This window comes from Achromobacter sp. LC458 (genome assembly GCF_001005835.2).
GTDB classification, from domain to species: domain Bacteria; phylum Pseudomonadota; class Gammaproteobacteria; order Burkholderiales; family Burkholderiaceae_B; genus Achromobacter; species Achromobacter spanius_B.
The window spans coordinates 1-24265 of sequence record NZ_LBHW02000008.1 but is presented as its reverse complement, the minus strand read 5'-3'; the positions used below and the strand labels follow the sequence as shown (position 1 = coordinate 24265).

The window sequence follows — 24265 nt, the reverse complement described above, 5'->3', positions numbered from 1 at the left end:
TGCCGAAGCCGCAGGCCTGCGCACGGAGATGGCGGTTCTTACGTCGGAGACTTCCGGATGATGTTGATAACCGACCCACTCAGTGTGGAGGGCAGCTTTGAAGCAATCGATGCCTGAAACCACGACATAAATTTCTTGACTTCGGGATTGTTGATGTTTTCGACGAGCTGGGAATCGTAATCGGCAATCGGTTCAATAAAGGTCGCAAAAAGGGGATTGCGATGAAAGAAAGCAGAGGCGTAGCGATCGATGACTTGCATTCCGTTCTTCGCGCAAAATTCTTCAAGCTCAATCCTGGAGAAGTTCGCCAAAGTTCCAAACACCTTGGTCCTAACTTCGTCAGCAGGTTGGTTCAGGAGGGCGGCCGCAGTATCAACGGCTTCGCTGCTGAACGAATCGAAAATGATGTGGCCGCCGTCGACGACATAGTCGGAGATGCGCTTTAGGAATGTGCCGAAGTCAGGGTAGTGGGAAAAAACGTTACGGCACGTGACTGCGTCGAATTTTTTGGCTGGAGGCTGCATTTCAAAAATGTCGCCAAATATCAACCCGATATTCCTACCAGCGGCATTTTCCTTAAATACTTCGAGCATTCCATTGGACACGTCCAGGCCAGTCGTTTGGTAGCCGGCGTCGTGCAGGGATATCGTCAGATAGCCAGTTCCACAACCTACATCTAGAACGCGGCCCGAAGGTACCAGAGTCCGAATCGCATCGATCATGACATCGCGAACATGCGCGCCTGTTGGCATCGTCTTGTAGATGTTGTCTATTCGGCGAGCCTTAGCGACGGGATATACGCTCCAGTGCTGCGTCCTTGCTTTGCGTGCGTCTTCTTGGGAAGTGGCATCCATCTTGATCCAGGCTTTGTGGAGTGAAGGAGGATCGATTGTATTGCAGCAACCATTCCTCCCTTCGCTGATGCGCTGATGTTGAATTTTCGATTCCGCTCTGGCGGATTTTTTTACGCCTGCAAGGAGGCAGAGATGGCACGAATCAGTGAAAAAGAAGCGGGCGGGCGGAACGTCCTGGCTTTTCTAGACATGCTGGCCGTGTCGGAGGGAACGGACGATGGCAGGCAGCCGACGAAGGACGACGGCTACGACGTGCTGGTGGGCGGAAAGCTGTTCACCGGCTACGACGATCACCCCAACGTGTTGGTAAAGCTTAGTCCTACGCTATCGTCCACCGCAGCGGGGCGCTACCAGATCCTGTATCGGTATTGGCCGCACTACAAGGCGCTGCTCAAGCTTCCTGACTTCGGCCCGCTGTCGCAGGATCGATACGCCATCCAGCAGATCAAGGAGCGCCGAGCCATCGCAGATATTCAGGCCGGACGGTTCGACGAGGCCGTGGCCAAGGTCCGCAACATATGGGCCTCGTTGCCCGGGGCCGGGTACGGACAGCACGAACAGAAAATCGAGCGCCTACGCGACGCATACGTGCGCGCGGGCGGAACCATCGCGGGGTAAGGATGGAAAGCTGGCAGACGTATGCCTATGGCGTGTTGGGGGCTGGGGGTCTCGCCATTTTGGGTCGCTGGGTCGTCCCAATTCTCAAGAGCAATCTGGAAGCTGCGCTGGGCAGCAGTACCTCAACACGAGACACAATTTCACTGCTTCAACAGGAGCGTGACCACTGGAAGGATATTGCCCACAAAGAGCGTGACCGGGCGGATCAGTTGATGGAGATGAAAGCCCAATTCGAACTGGTTAAGTACCAGTTGGAAATCTCAAATCAACGAAATGCTGACCTTATCAGCGAGGTTGCTTCCCTGCGAACAGAGGTGGCAGCACTCAAGGAGCGTAGCAAATGAACTTTGGTATTAGGGGGTGGTGCGCTGGAAATCGCCAGCGTCTTTCGTACATCGCGAGCATGACCAAGTTCTGGACGTTGTTCTTGTGCTTGATCGCGTTCGGTTTCGGCGCGGGGCTGGTGTACGAAAAGGTGCAGTCAACCGCCAAGATCGACAGGCTCATAACGCTCGTAGAGCAGAAGATTCCATCGGCAGTCAGCAAGCTTGATGAGGCAGCGGAACAGGTGAAAGAGAACACTGGGATGCTGGAAAAAGCGTCTCAGCAAGCCAAGACCGCCACAAGCACGGCGAAGAATGCCGCTACTCATGCAAGGTCAGCAGCGAAGTCGGCAAGCACCGCAGTAAAAAAAGTGGAGGAAGCACTGACGCCTACTGCGCCCACGCCTCCGGCCCGAGTCCCAGACTGGTTGAATACGCCATGAACCCGCTGCTGCGTGCCGCGCTTCCCTATCTGATCGGTGCCGGGGCGCTACTGGCCCTGGGCCTTGGTGTGGCTTGGTACGGGTCGCATCGTGAAGCAGAAGGTGTCACGCGCACGCAACTGGAGGCGGCAGCCAATGCCCGCCAGATCGAGGCGCAGTACCGGCGCCAGGAACAGGAGTTGGCGACCGATTATGCGGCTCGCCTAGAGGAAGCCAATGAAGCAACTCGTCTATCTATCGCTGATCGCGATCTTCTTGCTGCTAGCGCTGACGGCTTGCGCGTCACCATCGCCGCCCAGCGTGCCAGAGCCGCCCAAGCTGCCGCCCGCGCCGGAGTCTCTGAGCAAGCCGCTACCAGAGCCTGGGATGTTCTCAAAACGTGCACGGACGAATATGCAGCTCTGGCAGCAGACGCTGACCGAACCATCGACGGATTGAGGGCAGGCCACGCTTGGGCGAGTGCGGTGGCCAAGGCTAAGCGTTAAGTCTCTTGCGGCCCGCGATCCTTCGACAGCTTGATCTCGTCGTCCGACCCGATCTCACGCACCCATGAGCCGCATCCTTCGTCCGGGTATGTCGCGGCGATCTTGTACTGCGGGTCTCGGCGGCAGTAGGGCCTGCGTCCCTGGTCGGTGGTTTCACCATGCCAGTGGGTACAGGTCCAGCAGCCGCCGAGCTTTGGGGGCATGGGCTTGAAGTAGGACATTGCTATCTGTGCAGAGATTCGGGCCGGATCTGCGTGTAGCGGCGCAATTGATTCCAGCTACGGTGCCCGGTAAAGATCGCGACCTCTTGGATACCATAGCCCATTTCGAACAAACGGCTAGTGCCTTCATGGCGCAGATCGTGGAACCGCAGATCCTTGATTCCCAGGTGTGCGCAGGCGCGGGGAAACGTCGAAGAGATGGTTGCTGCTTTGTAGGGGAAAATTCGGCCTTTGTGGGGCTTCCGCTGACGCTGGATGATCTCCCAGGCAGCAGGAAGCAGCGGGACAACCTGATGGTTGCCGGCCTTGCGCTTGGGGTCTTTGCGGTCGCGGATGATCACCGTCTTCTTCTTGGTGTCCACGTCTTCCCAGGTTATCGAGAAGATCTCACCCGCCCGCATGGCGGTAGCTATGGCGAAGTCGACAATGTCCGCCATGGGGAGCTTATAGCGCTCGGACGTGTTGAAGTGGTCCTTCAGCGTCTTGAGTTCCTCGGCGGTGGGTCGCCTGGTTCGTTCCCGTGGGGTCGTCACGACCCCCAGCATCTTGAACGCTTCGCGGGCGTCCCTTATCGGGTCGCCAAGGAACGAGAAGTCCCAGAGGCTACGTGCTACACGTAGCACTGTGTTCAGGTAGGAAAGCTCCATGGACCACGTGGGAGGCGCGACCCCGCGCTTCTTGGTGTATTCGATTATTCTTGCACCAGTCAGCCCGGACAGGGTGACAGCCCCAAGCTCAGCCCGTAGCACCTTGAAGGATTCCTTCTTAGCGTCGCCCATCCGGTGAACTTCACGTTCGTAGCGGTCCAGGAGGTCGCCCACGGTCGTGACGCCCAGAGGTTTGGTATCCTTAAAGTCACCCCGTTCTATCTCAGCCTCTATGGCCGTGGCCCATCTATTGGCCAGTGCCTTCGTGGTGAAGGTCTTGGTTTGGGTGGGGTGTCCCTTCTTCCGTACCTGGGCGCGCCACTTGCCGCCTATCTGAATTATCGAAGCCATTCCGTAGCGATCTCGTAGCACTGATAGCAGGAAACGGAGTGTAAAGCAGGTATTGGGCGGGAAGCAATGGGAACGACAAACCCACGTATGTCCTTGAATTTTAAGGTAAGTGCTTGATTTCTAATGACTGGCGGCTGTGCGTCGCCCCGATGATTGACGTGACCGACCGCCATTGCCGTTTCTTCCACCGGCTGCTGGCCCCCCGCGCGCGCTTGTATACGGAAATGATCACCACGGGCGCGCTGCAGCACGGCAACATCCCGCGCCACCTGGACTTTGACGAAGCCGAGCACCCCGTTGCGTTGCAGCTGGGCGGCAGCGAGCCCGATGCACTGGCCCAATCGGCCAAGCTGGGCCGTCAATGGGGGTACGACGAGATCAATCTCAATTGCGGCTGTCCATCGGAGCGCGTGCAGAAAGGCGCTTTTGGGGCTTGCCTGATGGCGGAACCCGACCTGGTCGCCGATTGCATCAAAGCCATGCAGGACGCGGTCGACATTCCTGTCACCGTTAAACACCGCCTGGGTCTGGATTACGAAAATTCCTACGACTTTGTCCGGGATTTCGTCGGCAAGATTTACGACACCGGCTGTCGCGTTTTCATCGCACACGCCCGCAATGCCGTGTTGAAGGGCCTGACGCCCAAGGACAACCGCGAAATCCCGCCTCTGCGCTACGACGTCGTCAAGCAGCTGAAGCAGGATTTTCCCGACTGCACCTTCGTGTTGAATGGTGGCTTGGCGGATGCGGACCAGTCGGTGCAGGCGGCTGGCGAATTCGATGGCGTGATGCTGGGCCGCGCGGCCTGGCACACGCCGCGCGTGCTGTCCGAGGTGTCGCTGCGCTTGTGGCCGTCGGTACGCTTGCCCAGTGACGCGCAAGTCGTCGACGCCATGACGGAATACGCCGCCCGCCAGGTGGCCCAGGGCGTGCCATTGCGGGTGATGACCCGGCCGATGCTGGGCTTGGTGAACGGCCAGTCGGGCGCGCGTCGCTGGCGCCGGATGTTGTCCGACCCGGCCCTGCTTTCGGCTAACAACCCGGAACTGATCTACGACGCATGGCGCAGCCAGCGGCAGGCGCCTGACGTGCGCGGCGCCGCATTGGAAGCGGCGCCGGCAGGGGTGTAGCGTGGCGTCGGGGTGGCGGCTAGCGCTGCCTGAACCCCGGCCTGATCGTACTAATCAGGACAATCAGGACTTTGCCGGTTCGGCAGTTTCAGCCGGCCAGTCGCGGATATAGGCCTTCAGCATGTTGTTTTCGAACTGCTGCGCCGCGACGATCGCCTGCGCCATGTCGTAGAACGAAATCACGCCCATCAGGGTCGGGCCGTCCATGACCGGGATGTACCGCGCATGCTTTTCCAGCATCAGGCGCTGGACTTCATCGGCGCTGGTATTGGGCGAAACGCTGACCGGCGCGTCGTCCATGATCGACCGAATCGTGGTTTCGCCGGCCCCGCCGTGCGCGTGCATGTGGCGGATGATCTCGCGGAACGTGAGCATGCCGGTCAGGGTGCCGAATTCCATGATGACAAGCGAGCCAATATCCTGCTCGCTCATGGTTTGCACAGCCTGGGACACAGGCATGTCGGGCGACGCCGTATAGAGCGTATCGCCCTTGACGCGCAAAATCTCACTGACCTTCAACATCGGTTCCTCCCGGGCGGACTGCGCCCTGATGCTTTGCTATTTCTTGTTCGCTTCCAATTGCAGTAAGGGAGCGATTCCATTTTCGGTATTCTGCGCTTCTCCGCACAGTTCTTCCAGCGTGGGTGTATTTTGCTGTGAAATAACGGCCGAAGCGACTCGCAGAATTTCCGGGTCGTTACGGACCCTGGGCTGGCTGCGGTCCAGCAGGAAATTATCGACCACCGGCGCCATCGACGTTTCGCGGGCATCGCAGGTCAGCACCCAGTGGTCGTCGGGGCTGCGGGTGGCCAGGCCCATTGCGCTTAGCGTTTCCAGCACCTCGTTCAGTTCGTCCTGATGCAGCCGCAACTGGGACGCCAGCACATTGGCGGGCAGACCGGGCGGGTTGGCGGATTGCACACGGCGCAACGCGCGTAGCGCATCCAGGGCGTCGACGAATTGCGCGCCCGGGTAGCGGTTGATTTCCCAGCGGCCCAGCCGGATCAGCGGGGCGCTTGAGGCCAGGGTGGCGCCCAGCAAGACGGCCAGCCACGACAGGTAAATCCACAACAGGAAGATGGGCAGCGTCGCGAACGCGCCGTAAATGACCGTGTAGGTGGGGAACCGCGTCAGGTAGTAGGCAAAACCCGACTTCATGATTTCCAGCGCAACCGCCGTCACGCCGCCGCCCACCAACGCGTCGCGCCACAGCACGTCGCGGTTCGGCACGACGACAAATAGCGCCGCAAAGCCCAGCCCGGTCAGGACAAGCGGGATAAAAGAAACGATGACGCTGACGACTTCCGGCACGTCCCGGACCAGCCCCAGCGATTCGCGCGCCACGAACGAGGTCGCCCACAGGCTGGCGCCTGCCAGGACGGGGCCCAGCGTGATGATGGCCCAATACACCAGCGCCCGCTGCGGCAAGGGCCGCTGGCGGGACACATGCCAGATGTCGTTAAAAGCCTGGTCGATCGTCATGATCAACAGCAGGGAAGTCACCAGCAGGAATGCGCCGCCGATCGCCGTCAGGCGGGACGCCTGGCGTGCGAACTGGTTCAGGTATTCCATGATGTTGTCCGAGACGGACGGGGGCATCAAGCTGTTGGTCAGGAAGTCTTCCAGGGCGACACGGAACTCCTGGAACACCGGAAAGGCGGTGAACAGGGAAAGCACCACTGCCAGCATGGGCACGATGGCCAGCACCGTCGTGAAGGTGAGGCTGGAGGCAACCTGCAGCAGCTTTTCTTCGCCGGCGCGTTGCAACGTGAACCGGAAGACGCGTCCGGCCCTTGCTACCCATGAAGAGCGCGCGGTCGAGGGTTCGGGGGCCACCGGCGTAGCGGCGCCGGGCTCGGCGGGGCGATTCATCAGGCGATAATAGCAGCATGAATCCCGAACTCAACCCCCGTCTACGCCTGCTGGCCTCGGCGTCATTGTTCGCTTTGATCGTCTTGTGCATTACCTGGGAAACGGTGGTGGCGCCGCTGCGGCCGGGCGGGTCCTGGATGCTGCTGAAGGCGTTGCCGCTGGCCTTTCCGTTGCGCGGCATTTTGCGCGGCAACCTCTATACCTATCAGTGGGCGTCCATGTTGTCGCTGCTATATCTGATGGAAGGCGTGGTGCGGGCGATGTCGGATCCGGCGCCGCTTTCCGTCCTGATGGCCTGGGGCGAAATCGTTCTTTCGGCTATCTTTTTCCTTAGCGCCATTTTCTATGTGCGGCCCGCCAAGCGCGCCGCCAGGAGCCAACGCGCATGAATGCCAGATCTCTTTCCGAACTTCAAGCGGTCAACAGCTTTGCCGCGTTGCCCGCTGCTTTCTACACCCGGCTGGCGCCGCAAGGCCTGAATAATCCGCGCCTGTTGCACGCCAATGCGGACGCTGCGGCGTTGATCGGCCTGGACCCGGCCGCGTTGGATACGCCGGAATTCCTCGAAGTGTTCTCCGGCCGCGCACCCTTGCCGGGCGGCGACACCTTGGCGGCGGTCTACAGCGGCCATCAGTTTGGCGTGTGGGCCGGCCAACTGGGCGATGGCCGTGCCCATTTGCTGGGCGAAGTCCAAGGGCCGGATGGCGGCTGGGAATTGCAGTTGAAAGGCGCCGGGATGACGCCGTACTCGCGCATGGGCGACGGCCGCGCCGTGCTGCGATCCTCGGTACGCGAATACCTGGCCAGCGAAGCCATGCACGGCTTGGGCATCCCCACCACGCGGGCCCTGGCGTTGGTGACATCTGACGACCCGGTCATGCGGGAAACCGTCGAGACGGCCGCGATCGTGACTCGGATGTCCCCCAGCTTCGTGCGATTCGGCTCGTTTGAACATTGGTCGTCACGCCGCCAGCCCGAACTGCTCAGGACGCTGGCCGATTATGTGATCGACCGCTTTTACCCTGAATGCCGCGAAGCGCCGGCCGATCCGGCCCAGGCCCAGATTGCCCCGTATCTGAATCTGCTGCGTGCCGTCACGCACCGCACCGCGCGGCTGATGGCGGATTGGCAGGCCGTGGGCTTTTGCCATGGCGTGATGAACACCGACAACATGTCCATTCTGGGTTTGACCCTGGATTACGGCCCCTATGGGTTCATGGACGGTTTCCGGCTGGGGCACGTCTGCAACCATTCCGACTCGGAAGGGCGTTATTCGTGGAATCGTCAGCCGTCGGTGGCCCTGTGGAACCTGTATCGCCTGGGCGGAAGCCTGCACGCGCTGGTGCAAGACGTCGAGCCGCTACGGGCGGTGCTGGACGAATTCGAGGCGGTTTTCACGCGCGCTTTCCACGACCGCATGGGCGCCAAACTGGGGCTGGCTGCTTGGCAGCCGGCCGATGAGCCGCTGCTGGACGACCTGCTTAAACTGATGGACGCGAATCAAGCGGACTTCACTTTGTCGTGGCGCCGATTGGCGGATGCGGTGCTGGGGCAGCGCAGCGGGTTCGAAGACCTGTTCATCGACCGTCCCGCTGCCGGCGCATGGCTGGATCGTCTGTTGGCGCGCCACGCACAAGAGGGCCGCCCCGCGCAAGAAGTGGCCGACGGCATGAACCGCGTGAACCCGCTATATGTTTTGCGAAATCATCTGGCTGAAGAGGCGATCCGGGCTGCCAAGACGGGCGACGCCAGCGAAATCGACACTTTGATGCGGCTGCTGCGCGACCCGTACACGGCGCAGGCCGGGTACGAACGTTACGCCGGGTTGCCCCCGGATTGGGCCGGAAGTTTGGAAGTCAGCTGCTCGTCTTGACGCGCGGATTATCCCGAATTGCGCAAAGGTGGGCGGTGGCGGGGGCGCTTTCCTGCGATTTACGCGAAAAAGCGATGATAGAGAGCGAAATATCACGCTTTTTTTCTCTGCAATCATTCGTTTCCATTGTAAATCTCGTAAGATTGTCGCCTGCGGGACACTCAGGATCGCATACCGCATCCATGGGGCATTTGTCGACAATTTTCAATATAAAGCACTCTGAATATGCCTGGCGCAGATGGTTTGCTATGTATCGGTCTGCTCGAGGATGACGCTGACTTCCGCGAGGAATTGGCGTTAGGCTTGGGCGGCTATGGTTTTCGGGTAGCGTTTGCTTGTGACAATGCTGCGGCGTTCTATCGCCGATTGCAGGAACAGCCGTGCGACATTGTCATCCTGGACGCGCATCTTCCTGGCGAAGACGGCTTTTCGGTCGCGACGCGTTTACGAGCCTTGAGCCCCGTGGGCATTGTCATGCTGACCGGCCGCAGCGCGCTTGAAGACCGCGTGCGCGGGCTGGAAGGCGGCGCCGACGTCTACATGACCAAGCCCGTCGACCTGCTGGAACTCAGTTCCGTGATTCGCAGCCTGGCGCGCCGGATGCGGCTGGCCAAGGCCCCGCGCCCCGCCGATGCTGAAACCCGCGCCTCGGCCGACAGCACCTGGTCCCTGCAAGACGGGGGCTGGATCCTGGTGGCCCCGGACGGCGCCTCGCTGCACCTTAGCGCCCAAGAACGGACGTTTTTGATGGCGCTGATGGACGCGGCAGGTAATGCCGTCAGCCGGCAGGTGCTGGCAGAACTGTTTTTGCCTGAAAGCCCGGGCGGTTTCGAATTGCGCCGTATTGACGTATTGGTCAGCCGCCTGCGCGCCAAGGCGCAAAGCGCGGGCCTGAAGTTGCCGGTGTTGTCGGTGCGCGGTCAGGGTTACGTTTTCGCCGCCTGATCCGCGCCCGGCTCTCCGGGGGCATTGACGGGCAGGGTGATTACAAAGCGCGTCCCCACGCCCACCTTGCTGTGCAGGGTCAACGAGCCGCCCTGGTTCTGACAAATGCGCCGGGCCAGATATAGCCCGATGCCCATGCCTTGCGTTTCCCGATGCGCGGAACGCCGAAAATGCGGTTCGAACACGCGCGGCTGGTCCTGTTCTTCGATGCCCGGCCCGCGATCCACCACCGCCAGCCACGCCATCGGCGCATCCCCTTCACGTATCTGACCCACTTCAATCCGAACCGGCTCGTTGGCCGGTGAATACTTGATCGCATTGTGAATCAGGTTGCGCACGACCACGCTGGTCAGCGGGCGGTCGCAGAACACCGGCAAGCGGTCGTCGGCGTCCAGCAGCAGCGCGTGCGCGGTGTCCGGCCGCATCGCCGTCACCACATCGCGTGCCAACTCCGCCAGATCCGTGTGCTCGCCCCTGGGCGTCCAGGCCTGATCGCCCAGGCGGTCCTGGTTCAGCAGCTGGTCCATCAATTCCGTCATCCGCGAAACGGACCGATGAATACGAGCCAGGCGCGTGTCGACCGCCTCACCGCCGTCGGACAGGATCATGTCCAGCGATTGCGCGGCCGCGCTGATGGTGGCCAACGGCGCGCGCAGCTCGTGCGAAATCAACGCGTTCATCTGGCGTTGCGTGTCCAGCGCGCCGGCCAGTTCCGCCACGCGCAGTTCGCCCTGGGCAACATGTTCGGCATCCGCGTGGTCCTGAACCGCCCGGCGGTCGCCGGCGCTTCCATGACGTTGGCCGATCAGCGCCAAGCCGAGCAGGGCGCCGGTCACCAACAACAGCCGCGCCACTTCAATCAGCGAACCGGACGTGTCTGCGCCGTTCGATAGCCAGGCCTCGCCGCCCAGCATCCACGCAGTCGTGGCATGAATACACGCCAAGGTCAGCGCCAGCTGGCGGCCGATTTTTTGCGTTGCGGTCTGGACGGCGAACCAGACGGCCAGGCCCGCGCTGATGCCGGCTCCCAGCCCCGCGATCAGGGTTGGAATCAGCCCATCTTCGGTTTCGTAGACGAATATCAGCGCCAATGCGGCCACGCCGGCCAGCGCCATGCTCAAGGCACGGCATGCGGTCGCGATGGTTGCGGACCGGGCCACGCCGGCACCTGTCACCAGCGGCGCCGTTACGGCCAGCAACGCGGCATAAGAGCCGGCTTGCAGGGCGCCCGGCGGCAGCAATGTGGGCAAGGTGCGAAACACGCCTTCCAGTGTCACGAAGGCCAGGCCGACGCCGTAAATCGACGCGCGGGCGCACGCCCACACCAGCGCGCACGTCAGGCCGCACGCAATGGCGACGCCCGCCGTCAGGCCAAGCTGTAGTCCTGCAATTGGGGGAGAGACACCGTAGGCCCGCGCGACCGCCGGCAAGAAGAATGCACACACCAGCAATAGCCCCAGTGGCGACAACAGGGCTTGCGATCCTGTCGCGGCGCGGCGTTCGCCTCGTGCGCCGAAAAGGCCGTGGATGCGAAGAAACAATCCTTCCTTCAACTAGTAACCCATTGGTGATCCGGCGCCAGCTCGCGCGTATGGGCGAAGTTTACGACAGCCCCACGTATCGCGCGGACGCCCAGGTCTTCCAGAATGAGCTGGGTGGCGGAATCGGGAACGTCTTCGGCGTATACGGCCATGTCCAGCGTTGCCGCCGTGGCCATGACCGTGGCGGCCAGGTGCTGGCTGCCCGGGCTATGGCGCAAACCCGTAATGAAGCTGCCGCACAATTTCAAATAGGAAACCGGAAATTCGTGCAGCCGTTCCATCGCGCCGAATTGCTGCGACAGCCTGGACAGGCCGACGCGGGCGCCCGCCGCGGTCACGATGCGGCACAGCTGGCGCAGGTCGCCGGCTTGTTCGATCAAGCCATCGGCGTCCACTTCGATGATCAGCCGTCCGGTCAACGCGGGGCGATCCGCCAACATGCGTTCAAGCCGCGACAGGAAAGAAGTCTGGGTCAAAGAGGCCAGGGATACCGGCACCGTCAGCGCGGCAGAACGGGTGAACAGCCAGTCCAGCCCCAGCCGGATCGCCTGGATATCACATTCCGCCGACAGGCCAAGCCGCACCGCCGGTGGCATGAAGATCGAGGCGGGGACCGGGTCGCCGTCTGTGGTGTCATGCAGCGTCAGGCTGGCCTCGTGATGCAGTAATTCGCCCGTCACGGCGTAGAGCGGCAGCACCGACAACGAAAAGCGGTGTTGCTCCAGTGCGGTGACCAGGGCGTCGTGCCAGCTGTACTCGCCGATGCGCGTGCTGTCGGTGGCCTGGCTGGCGGGGGTGATCTGGTCGTCGTCGGCGCTTTCCGCGCACATCAGCGCGTGATCCAGCCTGGCCAACGTATCGCTCATGTTGTCGCCGGGCGCGAAAGCGGCCATCGCCAGCGCCCACCGGCACCATCCATATTTGTCCATGGGCACGCGCAGCGCGCGCAGTTCATGGCGTACGCGTTCGGCCAGGACGCTTGCCTGCGGCGCCGAGGTGCACGGCAGCAACAACGCAAAATCCGACCCGCTGATCCGGGCCAACTGCGCCGACGGCCCGCCAAATTCCGCCACCAGTTTGCGCAAGCGGTCGGAGGAAGACCGCAACCATTGATCAGTGAACGCCCGCGACAGATGGCGGTTGATCTGGGCCAGGTCTCGCTGGCGGAACATCAGGATGTGGCCGCCCGCATCGGTGGACTTGTCCGCCAGCGCCGCGCGGAAAAGGTCGATGAAGTGCTTGCGGTTGGACAGGCGGGTGATGGGGTCGCGGTAAATCTCGCTTTGCAGCGACTCGATCTTTGCGTTCTGCTCCTCGACGGTCGCGGCCACCCGACGCTGCGCGTCGACGAACGCCTGATCCACCCCGGCCAGCTCGCAAGACCCGGCGGGCGGCGCGCTGCTGCCCGGCGCCAACGCACGCACGCGATCACAGATGTCGCGCGAGGTGCGCGTCTCGATCCAGCGCACCAGGTTGAAGGCAAACAGCGACCAGAACACGCCGGCCGCCAGCACCAGTCCCAGAACGCGTACCCCGCCTTGCCAGAGCGTGTCGCGAGCCAAGCGCCCATCCGCCTGCACGGTGACGGTGCCGCGCGCGCCGCCATCCATCGACACGTAGGGGCGCGACACGGCGGGGGCCTGCACGTTCAGCCAGGCCGTACGCCAGTCGCTGTCGCGACCGGCCGTTGCGGCCTTGTGCCGTTCCAGCACCGTGGCGCCGCCTTCATCGGCGATACGCACCATGGAATACAGGCCCTGTCCAAACAGGTCATCCGCCAACGCCGCCCGTTCATCGGGGCGGGACGAGGCGTGCGCCAACGCCCACGACAAGGCGCTTGCGCCGCCTTCGCTCTGTTGGGCAAGTTGCGTATTCAGATAGCGATGGGCAGCGACCATCCCCAGCGCCTGTGCGCCAAGCAGAATGAAGCCGACCAGCAGGGCAGTGCAGAAAAGTAATCGGCGTAATGTCGACATGTCGGTCAATTCCCTTCGCGGGCAGCAAGCAAGCCAAGATTACTGGGTCGCCCGGGTAAAGGGGGCGCCGGGCAAAGAACGTGCCCAACGCGAAAAAAGCTGGATAAGAAACGTGACACACGTTACTAATACCTCAGCAGCGCCGCTTACACTGTAATTCGGCATGTCACAGAACGTACAGAATATTACGAAATTAGGCGCCACGTCAGACAAGCTGTGCAATTATTTCGATCGTGATAATCGTCCCATTGAGAACTATTGAGACACCACGTATTAATTTTTGGGCTTTACCTGTCGTAGTAAGGGTAGGGCATGGGTCTGCGGACCGGCCGGCTAACGCTATCCAAGGACCGACATGACCCCCCTCGAGCATCCTAAGAACCTTCGAAATACAAGGAAAAGAGGCGCGTTGCCTTCGAAGTGTGGCGTTTTTTTGCGAAAATAATGCATAATTTAAAAAATGTTACAGCCCTTGGGTTTCCTTCTGGACCGCAACGCCAAGGGTTTCCAGATAGGGGGCTCCGTGCGTGAGAGTTACCTGCTCGCACTGTGTCTGACGCTCGCAGGCGCTTTGGCGGCGATCAGTCTGTTTTTTGTGCGCAGGGAGCGCGCCCTGCGTCGTCGCTTGATGCGCGATGAGTTGACCGGCGTTTTGAGTCAGCAGGAATTGCACCGTCGCGCCCGTGCCTGGCTGACGCAAAAAGAGGGGGCCGCGCGCCGAGGCGCTTTTTTTCTGGTCAGCTTTGAACAATACGCCGAGATCAGCGCCATGCTGCGCGCCGGCGAAGACCAGGCATTGCTGGTGCTGGTTGCCGATCGCCTAAGCCTCATCACCCGGACGCTGGGTGGCATGGTGGCCCGAAGCGGCACGGATTCATTCACTATTTGCGTGCCCGAAGTGGACGAAGTGGGCGCCGCCCAGGTGTCGGCCAAGCTGCTGGAAGACCTTAGCGAACCCTACGCGCTTGGCGGGCGCACCCTGATTGCGGTATTCAGGGTGGGGGCGGCGCTCTATCCCGAGCATGGCCGCACGGTCGAAGAACTGCAACGCTGCGTGCAGGTGGCCATGGTGCCGCTCAAAGAGCGCGGTGGACCGGGATGGAATCTCTTTGACTTCCGTCTGCTGGCGCGGCATCGCGATGAGCAGGGCCTGGAAAATGATCTGCGCCTGGCCCTGACCACGCCGGCCATGGAGCAGTTCGAATTGTTCTACCAGCCCGTTTGCGATAGCGGCTCCGGCGTCGTGCAGGGCTGCGAGGCCTTGCTGCGCTGGCATCACCCCACGCTCGGCAGCGTGTCGCCCGCCGTTACCATCGAGCTGGCCGAGCGCAGCGGCCTGATCGTGCCGTTGGGCGCCTGGATCCTGGAGCGTGCATGCTCGCAGGCCGCCCTGTGGCCCCCGGCGTGGCGCGTGCATGTGAATCTGTCCGTCAAGCAAATGAATGAAGACGGCCTGGTGCAGCTGATTGCCGACGTGCTGAAGGCCACGCAGCTGTCGCCTCGCAAACTGGTATTGGAAATTACCGAGTCGATTTTCATCCTGCACTACGAGCGCCACGTGAAGATGTTGAACACGTTGCGCGCGCAGGGCATCGGCATTGCGCTGGACGATTTTGGCTGCGGCTATTCCAGCCTGAACCACCTGCGTCATCTGCCCATCGACTGGGTCAAGATCGACCGCAGCTTCATTTCCGCGCTGGAGTCCGATGCCGGCAGCCGCGAAGTGGTATCCGCTCTTTTCGGTTTGTGCCAGGCGATGCGTCTGCCTGTTGTGGCCGAAGGCGTTGAAACCGAAGGGCAGCGTGAAATTCTGAAGTCGCTGGGTTGTCGGGTGATGCAGGGCTTCCTGTTGGGCCGGCCGGCTCCCGCCTCGGAAATCCAGGCTTTGGCTTCGGCGGTGTCATAATCGGGGTTGCTTGCAAATCCGACCTGTTGACTCCCTATGCCCGGCAATACCCTAGGTACCCTTTTTACCGTCACGAATTTCGGCGAATCCCACGGGCCGGCCATCGGTTGCGTCGTGGATGGCTGTCCCCCGGGGCTAAGCCTGGACGTCGCCGATATCCAGCTTGAACTGGATCGCCGCCGCCCTGGCACGTCGCGTCACGTCACGCAGCGCCAGGAAGCCGACCAGGTCGAAATCCTGTCGGGCGTCTACGAAGGCGTCACCACCGGGACCCCCATCGGTCTGCTGATCCGCAACACGGACGCCCGCAGCAAGGACTACTCAAACATTGCCGATACGTTCCGGCCGGGCCATGCCGATTACGCCTACTGGCGCAAATTCGGCGTGCGCGATCCGCGCGGCGGCGGCCGTTCGTCGGCCCGCCTGACGGCGCCCACGGTGGCGGCCGGCGCCATCGCCAAGAAATGGCTGGCCGAACAATATGGCGTGAAGGTGCGCGGCTACATGAGCCAGCTGGGCCCCGTCGCCATCCCGTTCGAGTCCTGGGACGAGGTGCCCAACAATCCGTTCTACGCACCCAACGCGCAGATCGTGCCGGAACTTGAAGCCTATATGGACCAGTTGCGCCGCGATGGCGATTCCGTCGGCGCCCGCATTGAAGTCGTCGCGGAAAACCTGCCCGCTGGCTGGGGCGAACCCATCTACGACCGTCTGGATGCCGACATCGCGCACGTGATGATGGGCCTGAACGCCGTGAAGGGCGTTTCCATCGGCGCGGGTTTTGACTGCATCGCCCAGCGCGGTTCCGAGCACGGCGACGAGATCACGCCCGATGGTTTCCTGACCAACCATGCGGGCGGCGTGCTGGGCGGTATTTCAACGGGCCAGCCGATCACGGTGTCGCTGGCCATCAAGCCCACGTCCAGCATTCGTGTTGAACGCCGCTCGGTCAATCGTGCGAACGAGCCCGTCATGGTGCAGACGCTGGGCCGTCACGATCCTTGCGTTGGCATCCGCGCCACGCCCATCGCCGAAGCCATGCTGGCGTTGGTACTGATTGACCACGCGCTGCGCCATCGCGGCCAGTGCGGCGATCCGCTCTGATCCCCGACACTCTTGCCATCGACTTCAGGAGGCCGACTTGAAACGTAATCGTCATCTGTTGCGCGGCGCCGGCGCCGTGCTTGCCTTGGCACTGCTGGGCGGTTGCACGGGCATGAACACCACGCAATCCGGTGCCATCGGCGTGAACCGTACGCAATACATGTCCAGCCTGGTGCCGTCCCAGGCGCTGGAGCAGGAAGCCAGTCAGCAATACGCCGACATCCTCAAGCAGGCGCAGGCCAAGGGCCTGTTGGACCGCGACGCGCAGCAGCTGTCGCGCGTGCGCGCCATTTCGCAGCGGCTGATCGCGCAGGCTGGCGTATTCCGGCCAGACGCGGTGGGCTGGAAATGGGAAGAACACGTGATTTCCAGCGATGAAATCAACGCGTGGTGCATGCCCGGCGGCAAGATCGCCGTCTATACCGGCTTGCTGACCAAGATCAAGCCCACCGATGACGAGCTTGCGGCGGTGCTGGGCCACGAGATCGCCCACGCGCTGCGCGAACATGCGCGCGAGCGCGTCTCGCAGCAAATGGCCACGAACCTGGGTTTGTCGGTGCTGTCCATCGCCACGGGCTCCAGCGCCGCGTCTGACCTGGGCGGCCAACTGACCGACGTGATGTTCTCGCTGCCCAACAGCCGCACCCACGAAACCGAGGCCGACCGCATGGGCGTCGAACTCGCTGCCCGCGCCGGTTTCGATCCGCGCGCCGCCGTGACGTTGTGGCAGAAGATGGGCGCGGCCAGCAGCGGCAACGCACCACCGGAAATCCTGTCGACGCACCCGTCGGCAGAGTCCCGCATCACCGACTTGCAAGCTGCCGCGCAGCAAGTCCTGCCGCTGTATCAGCAAGCAAAGAAATAGCCGCATCGTCCTGCGATCGCGGGGAATAAAAAAATACGCCGCCTGGAGATCCAGGCGGCGTATTTGTTGATGCAGGTGCCGGCTACGTCTATGCCCGCGCCTATGCCGATGCCGCGCCGGCCGCGGGTTTGACGCCCGGTCCGCGCATCACGGCAATGCCCAGGCCGGCCAGGATGCGCTGCGTTTCGGCGTCGGGCACGTCCTCGGCGTAGACGTCGATGTTCAGCGAACGTGCCGTCTCCAGCACCGACGCGGTCAACTGCTGGCTGCCCGGGCTTTGCGACATCCCGCCCACAAAACCGCCGCCCAGTTTTACATAGGACAGGGGCAGGCTGTGCAGCTGCGCCACGGCGCCAAACTGCTGCGCCAGGCGGCGCACGCCGATATGCGCGCCAAACTCCGAGGTCACGCGCGCCAGCGTGGCGATCTGTTCGTGGCATTCCACCAAGCCGTGCGCGTCGATTTCAAGATACAGGCGGTGCGCCAGCGGACGGCGTTCGGTCAGCAACAGCGCCAATTGACGGAAGAACTTCTGGCCCCGTAGCGACGGCAGCGCCACGCGCACCGCCAGTTCACCCGGGTTGTCCGCCAGCCAGTCCAGGCCAAGGCGCACCGATTCCAGATCGCAGTCGGCCACCAGGTCCAGGCGCACCGCCGGCGGTATGAACAGCGTGGCGGGAATGGCGACCTGGTCGGGCGCCGTGCGTAGCATCAGCATCGCTTCGGTGCGCAGCGCGGTGCCGTCGGCAGCCAACAGATGCTCGGTCGCCAGCTCGAAATGGTGGTCTTCCAGCGCGGTCAGAATCGCGTCCTTCCACGCCCGTTCACCCGATTCCGACGGGGACTGCATGTCGGTCGCACCCGCAATCACCACTTGATCGCTATTGGCGCTTTCGGCTCGCATCAATCCAAAGTCCAGCCTTGCCAGCACGGGGCCAGCCTGGCTGCCTTGGCCATAGTCCGTCATGGCCAGAGCCCAGCGGCACAAATGCCCTTCGCCAACGGGAATGCGGGTGGCATGCAGATCGGTGCGCAGCCGTTCGGCAACCATCATCGCCTGGGGCGCGGCGCAACCGGGCAGCAGCAATGCAAAGTCCGAACCATTCAAGCGCGCCAGCAACGGGGCCGACACGTTCAGCGCCTTCAAGGCACCCTGGATGCGTTCGCAAGCGGCGCGCAGCCACTGGTCGATGAATTCGCGCGGCATGTGGCGGTTCAGGTCGGCCAGATCGCGCTGACGGAACACCAGCACATGGCCGCCCGTCACGCCAGGCGCTTCCAGCGCGCGGCGGAATTCGTTCACGAAATACTTGCGGTTCGGCAGGCGCGTGACGGGGTCCTGGTTCAGTTCCAGTTCCAGCGATTCGATCTTGGCGTTCTGTTCTTCAACGCTGGCGTAGACGCGTTCGCGCGTCTGGTTCAAGGCCTGCACCACGCCCGACAACTCGGGTACGCGTGCCTCTACCTGTTCGGGCGGCGTGTCGCGCCCGATGCTGCGCACGTGGTCGCTGATTTCGCGCAGCAGGCGGTTCTTGATCCAGCCCACCAGCACGAACGCAAACACCGCCCACAGCACGCCCGCGCCGATCACCAGCGCGATCATCTTCAAGCTGCTGCGCCACAGCGCTTCCCAAGCGTAAGAATCGTTGGCGATCAGGGTCACTTCACCCACTTGACGCCAGCCGTCGCTGACCGCGTGGCTGGCTGGTTGCGTGTCCAGCGGCGCCAGCTTTTGAAACCATGCCGGCACCGACTTCGGCGTGGCGGTGGAGCGACGTTCGATCAGCACCTTGCCATCCGGATCCGCCAGCCGCACCAACGAGAAATGTCCGCCGTCATACAGCGCCGACACCAGCAATTCCTGCAACACCGGGTCGTTGTTCGCGGGCTGCGACAAGGACAGCGCCAGCGACACGGCGGCGTCGGTGCTCTGCACCTGCAACTGGCCGGACAGGTATTCCCGCGCCGAATTCACGCTAAGCGCCAGCGTGCCCAGCAAAATGACGCCGATTGCCAAGGTAACGCTGAGCAGTAACTGTCGAAGTATGGACATAGTCTTATTTCCGGACATCAGGGGCGGATGCCTTCCCGTTCCATGCGTTGAAGTAGATCACGCCAGCGGCTCAGGCGGTCAACCGGCGCGGCGGGCTTGCCGTCCACGTAGACGCCGTCGGCGTTAAAGCTGAACACCGGCGTCAGATCGCGTCGCTGCGTAGCCGGCAGGATGGTTGAAATCAAGCTGTCCAGCACCAGCGGGACCGCATTGGGGGTGTCGTAATAGCCCAGCACCATGTGGGCGACCTGGCTGCTGCTGGCCGGTCCGCCCACGCGCGCGCGGACGTAAATGAAACGCAGCTTGTTGGCGGGCACGCCCATCGCAAGCAGCGTGAAGTACTTGCCGATGACGTAGTCTTCGCAATCGCCGGCGCCCCTGCCCAGGGATTCCAGCGGCGTGGCCCAGTAGTCTGCCTGCTTCCAAAGGGTGATGTCTTCGCCGGACAGCAGGGACTGATTCCAGAAATCGTTCGCGGTCGTCAGCTTGTCCCGCTCTTCGCGCGGGGGCGGGTTGCGCAACAGCTGTAGCCAGTTGCCCACCGCCTTCGCGCCTTTCGGGCCGTAGCGGCTGGCGGCCAGGCTTTGCAGCCGGTCCGAGCTGACCTCCAGGGCGAAACTTCCGCCCCAGACGCAAGCCAGGCACAGCAACACCAACCGGCATAGGCCCCGCAGGCTGCGGAAACGGTGAGTCGAGGACATGAAACGGATTTTCACATTTTTCCAGCGCGTATAAGGCTCGCCTGAAAAAAATATCGGGGGGATGGCGGTTGCCCGTCGTCCCCCCGGTGCTTACGCGACTACGGCTTAGCTGTGGTCGACGTTCAGCTTACCCTTCTGCAGCAGGTCATTGATGATGGCCTGGTTGCTCATGGTGCCGTTGCCCGTCAGGTCCACGTTTTCCAGCACGATCTTCTGGTCGACGCCTTGGGCGATCTGGCCCTTGGTGTTGATGTCGATGACCGTGTTGTTGCCTTCCTTATGGATGTTCAGGAACTGGGTCAGCGTGCCGTCCTTCTCACCGATCAGCAGGTCCTTCAGGTCCAGGACGTCGCCGCCATTGGCCAGGGTGTCCGCCGAGAAGTCCTTGATGGTGTCGACGGCCGGGGCGCCAACCGAGCCCTGGTCGTTCAACTCCCACTTGAACGTGTCGCTGCCCAGGCCGCCGTACAACGTGTCGTTGCCCTTGCCACCGATCAGGGTGTCATTGCCAGCGCCGCCGTCCAGCGTGTCGTTGCCCGCGCCGCCATGCAGCAGGTCGTTGCCGGCGCCGCCGTACAGGATGTCGTTGCCGTCATCGCCGTACAGGGAGTCGTCGCCGCCCTGGCCGTAGATGATGTCATCGCCCGTGCCGCCGTGCACCGTATCGTTGCCGCCGCGCGGATCATCCGCAATGTTGAACTGCGCGTGGTTGGCCTTCAGGTAGTCATAGACCTCGGCGCTGGTTGCCGCATGACCATTCTGGTAAGCCAGGAAGTCTTGCAGCGCCTTCAGGCCCTGGCCATCGTGCGAACCGGCGGCCACATTGCCCCAGGCAAGATGATCGGTATTGATCGTGTCGCCAAAGATGATGTCGTTGCCGGCACCGCCGTTGATGACGTCATTACCCACCACGGCCGGATCGGTGCTGGAGCTGCCGCCTTGCAGGGCGGCAGCCAGGTCCTCGGCCTTCATCACGATATCCACGTCGCCGCCGGGGGCGGCAATGACGTTGCTCGCCGAGAAGTTCGTGCGGCTGATGTCGTCGATCCACACGCTGGCGTTGCTGCTGCCAGCGGTGTTGTCGGCCACATCGAACACGAAGCGGTACGTGCCGCCGCCATACGTGTTGGTGGTGATCGTTGCCCAGTTCGACAAGGCGCTGGTGACGGAGCCCTTGTCAATCGTCATCCAGCTGCCGTCAGACTTCTGCACCTGCAATGCCCAAGTGAACACGTCGCCGTTGCTGAAGTTTTCGGTGGTGACGTTGAAGCTCATCTTCGCGTAACCGGAATAGGTGAACGTCGGCGTGATGGCGTTGGTGCTGCTGCCGCCATTCGTGTCCACCATTTTCCAGTAGTCATTGCGCCAGCCGGAGTTATCCACGCGGCCGGCGGAGCTTCCATTGCCGGTGCCCGAAATAGTCCAGCCGTTGGCATTGCTCCATCCGCTGCCCGACTCAAAATCTGCCAGAGTCGTTGTGGACGAACCGCTACCGAAGCTGGCGTACGTCTGCACCGAGCCACCCGAACTGCCCGTGTTGTCGAACAGGCGCAGGAAGTCTTCGTTCACGCCGTTGCCGATGCCGATGCCGTGCACGGTGCTGAGATTGGACAGCGGCGCGAAGGCGTTGACGGATTCCTGCACGGTGGTCTGGTCCGTGGTGCTGCCGTCGCCACCGGTCGAACCATTGCTCTTGATGTAGTACGTCGGATCACCGTCGGTCAGGAAGAATGTGACGTTCTCGTAACCGGCCGCTGCCGTCTTGCCCGCCGCGGTCTGGCCGTTGAACCACGTCACCGCGCTGTTGAATGCGGCTTCGTAGTTGGTGCCGCCACTGGCCGACAGATTGTTGATGGCGTTCAGCAGCGTCTGCACGTTCGAAGACGTCAGGTTCTGCAACGTAACCGGTGTGTCGGCCGACTTCTCGAACCCGATCAGCGTGACGTTGACGATGCCGTCGTGGCCCACCAGCTGGCTGGCAAGGTTCAACAACGCAGCCTTGACCAGCGCAATGCGCGACTGACCCGAACCGCTGGTCGATCCGTCCAGCTTGTACGCCATGCTGCCCGACGTATCCACGACCAGGGCAATGTTGTAGTTCTTGCCCGGCTCCACGGTCACGACCGTACCGCCCTTGTCGCCCAGGATGATGTCGTCGCCCGAACCGCCGTTCAGCACCGGCGTCGTGCCCGTGCCGCTGCCGACGTTTTCGCCCGTCACCATATTGTTGGTGTTCAACACAAAGTTGTACGTGCCCGACGTGTTCTGGCCACCGTGGTCCGTACCGCCGTTGTCACGCACCTGGAAGCCGATCGAGGTATCCAGGCCGTTGGCCGAAGGCGTGAAGATCAGCTTGCCGGCGGCAATGTCCGCTGCCGAAACAGCGGTGTTCAGGCCCACGGGGTTGCCGTTCAACGTCAGCGTGCCGTCGGTCGGCAAGCGCGAGATGATCACGCTTTGCAGCGCATTGCCTTCGGCGCCGTCGCTGAAGTTGAACTCAGACAGGGTGAAGACGTGGCTGTCGCCGATCTCCACATTGGCCGAGTTGTCCGCGGCGACCGGTGCGTCGTTCGTGCCGACGATCGACACCGAGATCGGTTGCACCGTCGTGCCGTCGCCCGTCGTCACATTGAACGTCTCGGACAGCAGGGCGCCTGCCGGCAGGTTCTGCACCACAGCCAGGCTGTTGTTCAGCGTGTAGGTCCAGTTGCCGTTGGCATCGATCGAGAATGTGCCGTACTTGCCGACCACGTTGGTCTGCGCCATGACGCCGCTTTGGCCGACGTCCGCGTCCACCACAGTCAGCTTGCCGGTGGTGGACAGGCTGTAGTCCTCGGTCACCGTGCCAGAGGTCTGGCCGGTGATGACCGGGGCGTCGTTCGTGCCGGTAATGGTGACCGTGACCGGCAATTGCGCCGTACCGCCGTGGCCGTCGTTGACGGTCACGGTGATGGTGTCGGTCACCTGCTGGCCTTCCTTCAGGCCTTGGACGTTCGCGCTGGTGTTATTCAGCGTGTAGGTCCACTTGCCGCTGGAATCGACCACGAACGTGCCATACGTGCCCGCGCCGTTGTTGCTGACGGACCAGGTGTGCGTGTCGGTGAGGTCGATGTCCGACTTGGTCAGTTGGCCATTGGCGGTCAGCGTGCCGTCTTCCTTCACGGCGCCCGTGGCGTTGCCCGCGATGGTCGGGGCGTCGTTCGTGCCCGTCACCGTCACGGTGATCAACTGCGTGGCGGTACCGCCATGGCCATCGTTGACGGTCACGGTGATGGTGTCGGTCACCTTCTGCCCGTCGGCCAAGGCTTGCACCTTGGCGCTGGCGTTGTCCAGCGTGTAGGTCCACTTGCCGTTCGCATCCACCACAAAGGCGCCGTACGTGCCCTTGCCGGCGTTGTTCAGCGTCCAGGTGTGGGTGTCCGTCGTGTCGATGTCAGCCTTGGTCAACTGGCCGCTAACCACTTGCGTGCCATCTTCGGTCACGCCGCCCGTGATGACGCCGCCCATGGTCGGGGCGTCGTTCGTGCCGGTAACGGTGATCGTGATGGTCTGCTGCGCGGTGCCGCCATGGCCGTCGTCGATGGTCACGGTAACGGTGTCGGTCACTTGCTGGCCCTCGGCCAGGGCTTGCACCTTGGCGTTGGCGTTGTCCAGCGTGTACGTCCACTTGCCGGTGTTGTCCACCGTCAGCGTGCCGTACGTACCCTTGCCGTTGTTGCCGACCGACCAGGTGTGCGTGTCGGTAGCGTCAACGTCGGCTTTGGTCAGCTGGCCGGTGACCACTTGCGTGCCGTCTTCCTTGACGGCGCCGTTGGCCACGCCACCGATAGTCGGGGCGTCGTTGGTGCCAGTGATCGTCACGACCACTTGCTGTTGCGCCGTACCGCCATGGCCGTCGTCAACGGTCACGGTGATGGTGTCGGTCACTTGTTGGCCGGCAGCCAGGGCTTGCACCTTGGCGCTGGCGTTGTCCAGGTTGTAGGTCCACTTGCCGGTCGCATCAACCGAGAACGTGCCGTACGTACCCTTGCCGGCGTTGTTGACCGACCAGGTGTGGGTGTCGGTCGCGTCAACGTCGGACTTGGACAACTGGCCAGAGATGCTGCTGGGCGCAGTATCTTCCTTGACGGTGCCGACGGCCGTGCCCGAGATCGTCGGGGCGTCGTTGGAGCCCGTGATCGTAACGGTCACTTGCTGCTGCGCCGTACCACCATGGCCGTCGTTAACGGTCACGGTGATGGTGTCCGTCACTTGCTGGCCGGCAGCCAGGGCTTGCACCTTGGCGCTGGAGTTGTTCAGGTTGTAGGTCCAGTTGCCGTTGCCATCAACGGAGAAGGAGCCGTAGGTGCCCTTGCCG

The 24265-nt window shown here is 62.5% G+C and carries 22 protein-coding genes; 11 read left to right on the top strand and 11 right to left on the bottom strand.

Going from position 1 to position 24265, the window contains the following annotated elements:
- Window positions 1-38: 38 nt before the first annotated feature.
- Window positions 39-854, bottom strand: a complete 816-nt coding sequence (locus tag YH64_RS08870; RefSeq protein ID WP_082134380.1) for a bifunctional 2-polyprenyl-6-hydroxyphenol methylase/3-demethylubiquinol 3-O-methyltransferase UbiG — start codon at window positions 852-854, stop codon at window positions 39-41.
- 132 nt (window positions 855-986) lie between these two features.
- Between YH64_RS08870 and YH64_RS08865 the strand changes: the two genes are divergently transcribed.
- From YH64_RS08865 to YH64_RS08850, 4 genes are read left to right on the top strand one after another with little or no spacing between them, the layout of a single operon-like run.
- Complete coding sequence (locus tag YH64_RS08865) at window positions 987-1472, top strand: glycoside hydrolase family 104 protein (protein ID WP_046803567.1); 486 nt, start codon at window positions 987-989, stop codon at window positions 1470-1472.
- Between the two features lie 2 nt (window positions 1473-1474).
- Window positions 1475-1816 carry a hypothetical protein gene (locus tag YH64_RS08860; protein ID WP_046803566.1) on the top strand — a complete coding sequence of 114 codons (342 nt, stop codon included), beginning with the start codon at window positions 1475-1477 and terminating at the stop codon, window positions 1814-1816.
- Window positions 1813-2238 (top strand): hypothetical protein, encoded by a 426-nt coding sequence (locus YH64_RS08855; RefSeq protein ID WP_046803565.1) that lies wholly within the window; start codon window positions 1813-1815, stop codon window positions 2236-2238. The genes YH64_RS08860 and YH64_RS08855 overlap by 4 nt, the downstream gene beginning before the upstream one ends.
- Window positions 2235-2723 carry a hypothetical protein gene (locus YH64_RS08850; RefSeq protein ID WP_052945943.1) on the top strand — a complete coding sequence of 163 codons (489 nt, stop codon included), beginning with the start codon at window positions 2235-2237 and terminating at the stop codon, window positions 2721-2723. Before YH64_RS08855 ends, YH64_RS08850 begins: the two co-directional genes overlap by 4 nt.
- Here the strand turns inward: YH64_RS08850 and YH64_RS08845 are convergent.
- Both YH64_RS08845 and YH64_RS08840 read right to left on the bottom strand, forming a co-directional pair.
- On the bottom strand, window positions 2720-2944 hold the full coding sequence (locus tag YH64_RS08845; protein WP_046803564.1) for a hypothetical protein: 225 nt from the start codon (window positions 2942-2944) through the stop codon (window positions 2720-2722). The two genes, YH64_RS08850 and YH64_RS08845, sit on opposite strands and share 4 nt — an antisense overlap.
- Before the next feature lie 2 nt (window positions 2945-2946).
- Entirely contained in the window at window positions 2947-3942 is a 996-nt protein-coding gene (locus YH64_RS08840) for a site-specific integrase (RefSeq protein ID WP_046803563.1), read from the bottom strand.
- A gap of 113 nt (window positions 3943-4055) precedes the next feature.
- Between YH64_RS08840 and dusA the strand changes: the two genes are divergently transcribed.
- Window positions 4056-5072 carry a tRNA dihydrouridine(20/20a) synthase DusA gene (gene dusA / locus YH64_RS08835; protein WP_082134379.1) on the top strand — a complete coding sequence of 339 codons (1017 nt, stop codon included), beginning with the start codon at window positions 4056-4058 and terminating at the stop codon, window positions 5070-5072.
- 63 nt (window positions 5073-5135) lie between these two features.
- Here the strand turns inward: dusA and YH64_RS08830 are convergent, their stop codons facing one another.
- Both YH64_RS08830 and YH64_RS08825 read right to left on the bottom strand, forming a co-directional pair.
- Complete coding sequence (locus YH64_RS08830) at window positions 5136-5594, bottom strand: CBS domain-containing protein (protein WP_006218678.1); 459 nt, start codon at window positions 5592-5594, stop codon at window positions 5136-5138.
- Between the two features lie 36 nt (window positions 5595-5630).
- On the bottom strand, window positions 5631-6944 hold the full coding sequence (locus tag YH64_RS08825) for a YihY family inner membrane protein (protein ID WP_046803561.1): 1314 nt from the start codon (window positions 6942-6944) through the stop codon (window positions 5631-5633).
- Window positions 6945-6961: 17 nt separating this feature from the next.
- Between YH64_RS08825 and YH64_RS08820 the strand changes: the two genes are divergently transcribed.
- The 3 genes from YH64_RS08820 to YH64_RS08810 all read left to right on the top strand — a co-directional run bounded on the left by YH64_RS08820 (window position 6962) and on the right by YH64_RS08810 (window position 9762).
- Window positions 6962-7333 carry a DUF2069 domain-containing protein gene (locus YH64_RS08820; RefSeq protein WP_046803560.1) on the top strand — a complete coding sequence of 124 codons (372 nt, stop codon included), beginning with the start codon at window positions 6962-6964 and terminating at the stop codon, window positions 7331-7333.
- Window positions 7330-8817 carry a YdiU family protein gene (locus tag YH64_RS08815; RefSeq protein WP_046803559.1) on the top strand — a complete coding sequence of 496 codons (1488 nt, stop codon included), beginning with the start codon at window positions 7330-7332 and terminating at the stop codon, window positions 8815-8817. Before YH64_RS08820 ends, YH64_RS08815 begins: the two co-directional genes overlap by 4 nt.
- 225 nt (window positions 8818-9042) lie before the next feature.
- Entirely contained in the window at window positions 9043-9762 is a 720-nt protein-coding gene (locus YH64_RS08810; RefSeq protein WP_006218682.1) for a response regulator transcription factor, read from the top strand.
- On the opposite strand, the gene YH64_RS08805 is transcribed toward YH64_RS08810, so the two are convergent.
- From YH64_RS08805 to YH64_RS30490, 3 genes are all read right to left on the bottom strand, one after another.
- Entirely contained in the window at window positions 9744-11303 is a 1560-nt protein-coding gene (locus YH64_RS08805; RefSeq protein WP_082134378.1) for a sensor histidine kinase KdpD, read from the bottom strand. The genes YH64_RS08810 and YH64_RS08805 overlap by 19 nt on opposite strands.
- Before the next feature lie 8 nt (window positions 11304-11311).
- On the bottom strand, window positions 11312-13279 hold the full coding sequence (locus tag YH64_RS08800; protein ID WP_046803558.1) for an EAL domain-containing protein: 1968 nt from the start codon (window positions 13277-13279) through the stop codon (window positions 11312-11314).
- Window positions 13280-13742: 463 nt separating this feature from the next.
- Complete coding sequence (locus YH64_RS30490) at window positions 13743-14030, bottom strand: hypothetical protein (protein WP_255444270.1); 288 nt, start codon at window positions 14028-14030, stop codon at window positions 13743-13745.
- On the opposite strand from YH64_RS30490, the gene YH64_RS08795 reads away from it, so the two are divergent.
- The 3 genes from YH64_RS08795 to YH64_RS08785 are packed head-to-tail and all read left to right on the top strand — an operon-like array spanning window position 13920 to window position 17154.
- The gene (locus tag YH64_RS08795; protein WP_255444233.1) at window positions 13920-15185 is read left to right on the top strand and encodes a bifunctional diguanylate cyclase/phosphodiesterase; all 1266 of its coding nucleotides are present in this window, start codon (window positions 13920-13922) and stop codon (window positions 15183-15185) included. The two genes, YH64_RS30490 and YH64_RS08795, sit on opposite strands and share 111 nt — an antisense overlap.
- 36 nt (window positions 15186-15221) lie before the next feature.
- Complete coding sequence (gene aroC, locus YH64_RS08790; protein ID WP_046803557.1) at window positions 15222-16289, top strand: chorismate synthase; 1068 nt, start codon at window positions 15222-15224, stop codon at window positions 16287-16289.
- Between the two features lie 37 nt (window positions 16290-16326).
- On the top strand, window positions 16327-17154 hold the full coding sequence (locus YH64_RS08785) for a M48 family metallopeptidase (RefSeq protein WP_046803556.1): 828 nt from the start codon (window positions 16327-16329) through the stop codon (window positions 17152-17154).
- Between the two features lie 100 nt (window positions 17155-17254).
- Here YH64_RS08785 and YH64_RS08780 read toward each other — a convergent pair whose 3' ends face one another.
- The 3 genes from YH64_RS08780 to YH64_RS30115 all read right to left on the bottom strand — a co-directional run.
- Window positions 17255-19207, bottom strand: a complete 1953-nt coding sequence (locus YH64_RS08780; RefSeq protein WP_046803555.1) for a LapD/MoxY N-terminal periplasmic domain-containing protein — start codon at window positions 19205-19207, stop codon at window positions 17255-17257.
- A gap of 17 nt (window positions 19208-19224) precedes the next feature.
- The gene (locus YH64_RS08775) at window positions 19225-19908 is read right to left on the bottom strand and encodes a transglutaminase-like cysteine peptidase (RefSeq protein ID WP_046803731.1); all 684 of its coding nucleotides are present in this window, start codon (window positions 19906-19908) and stop codon (window positions 19225-19227) included.
- A 105-nt stretch (window positions 19909-20013) separates the two neighbouring features.
- A partial coding sequence (locus YH64_RS30115) for a VCBS domain-containing protein (RefSeq protein WP_185975350.1) occupies window positions 20014-24265 on the bottom strand: 4252 nt, incomplete at its 5' end.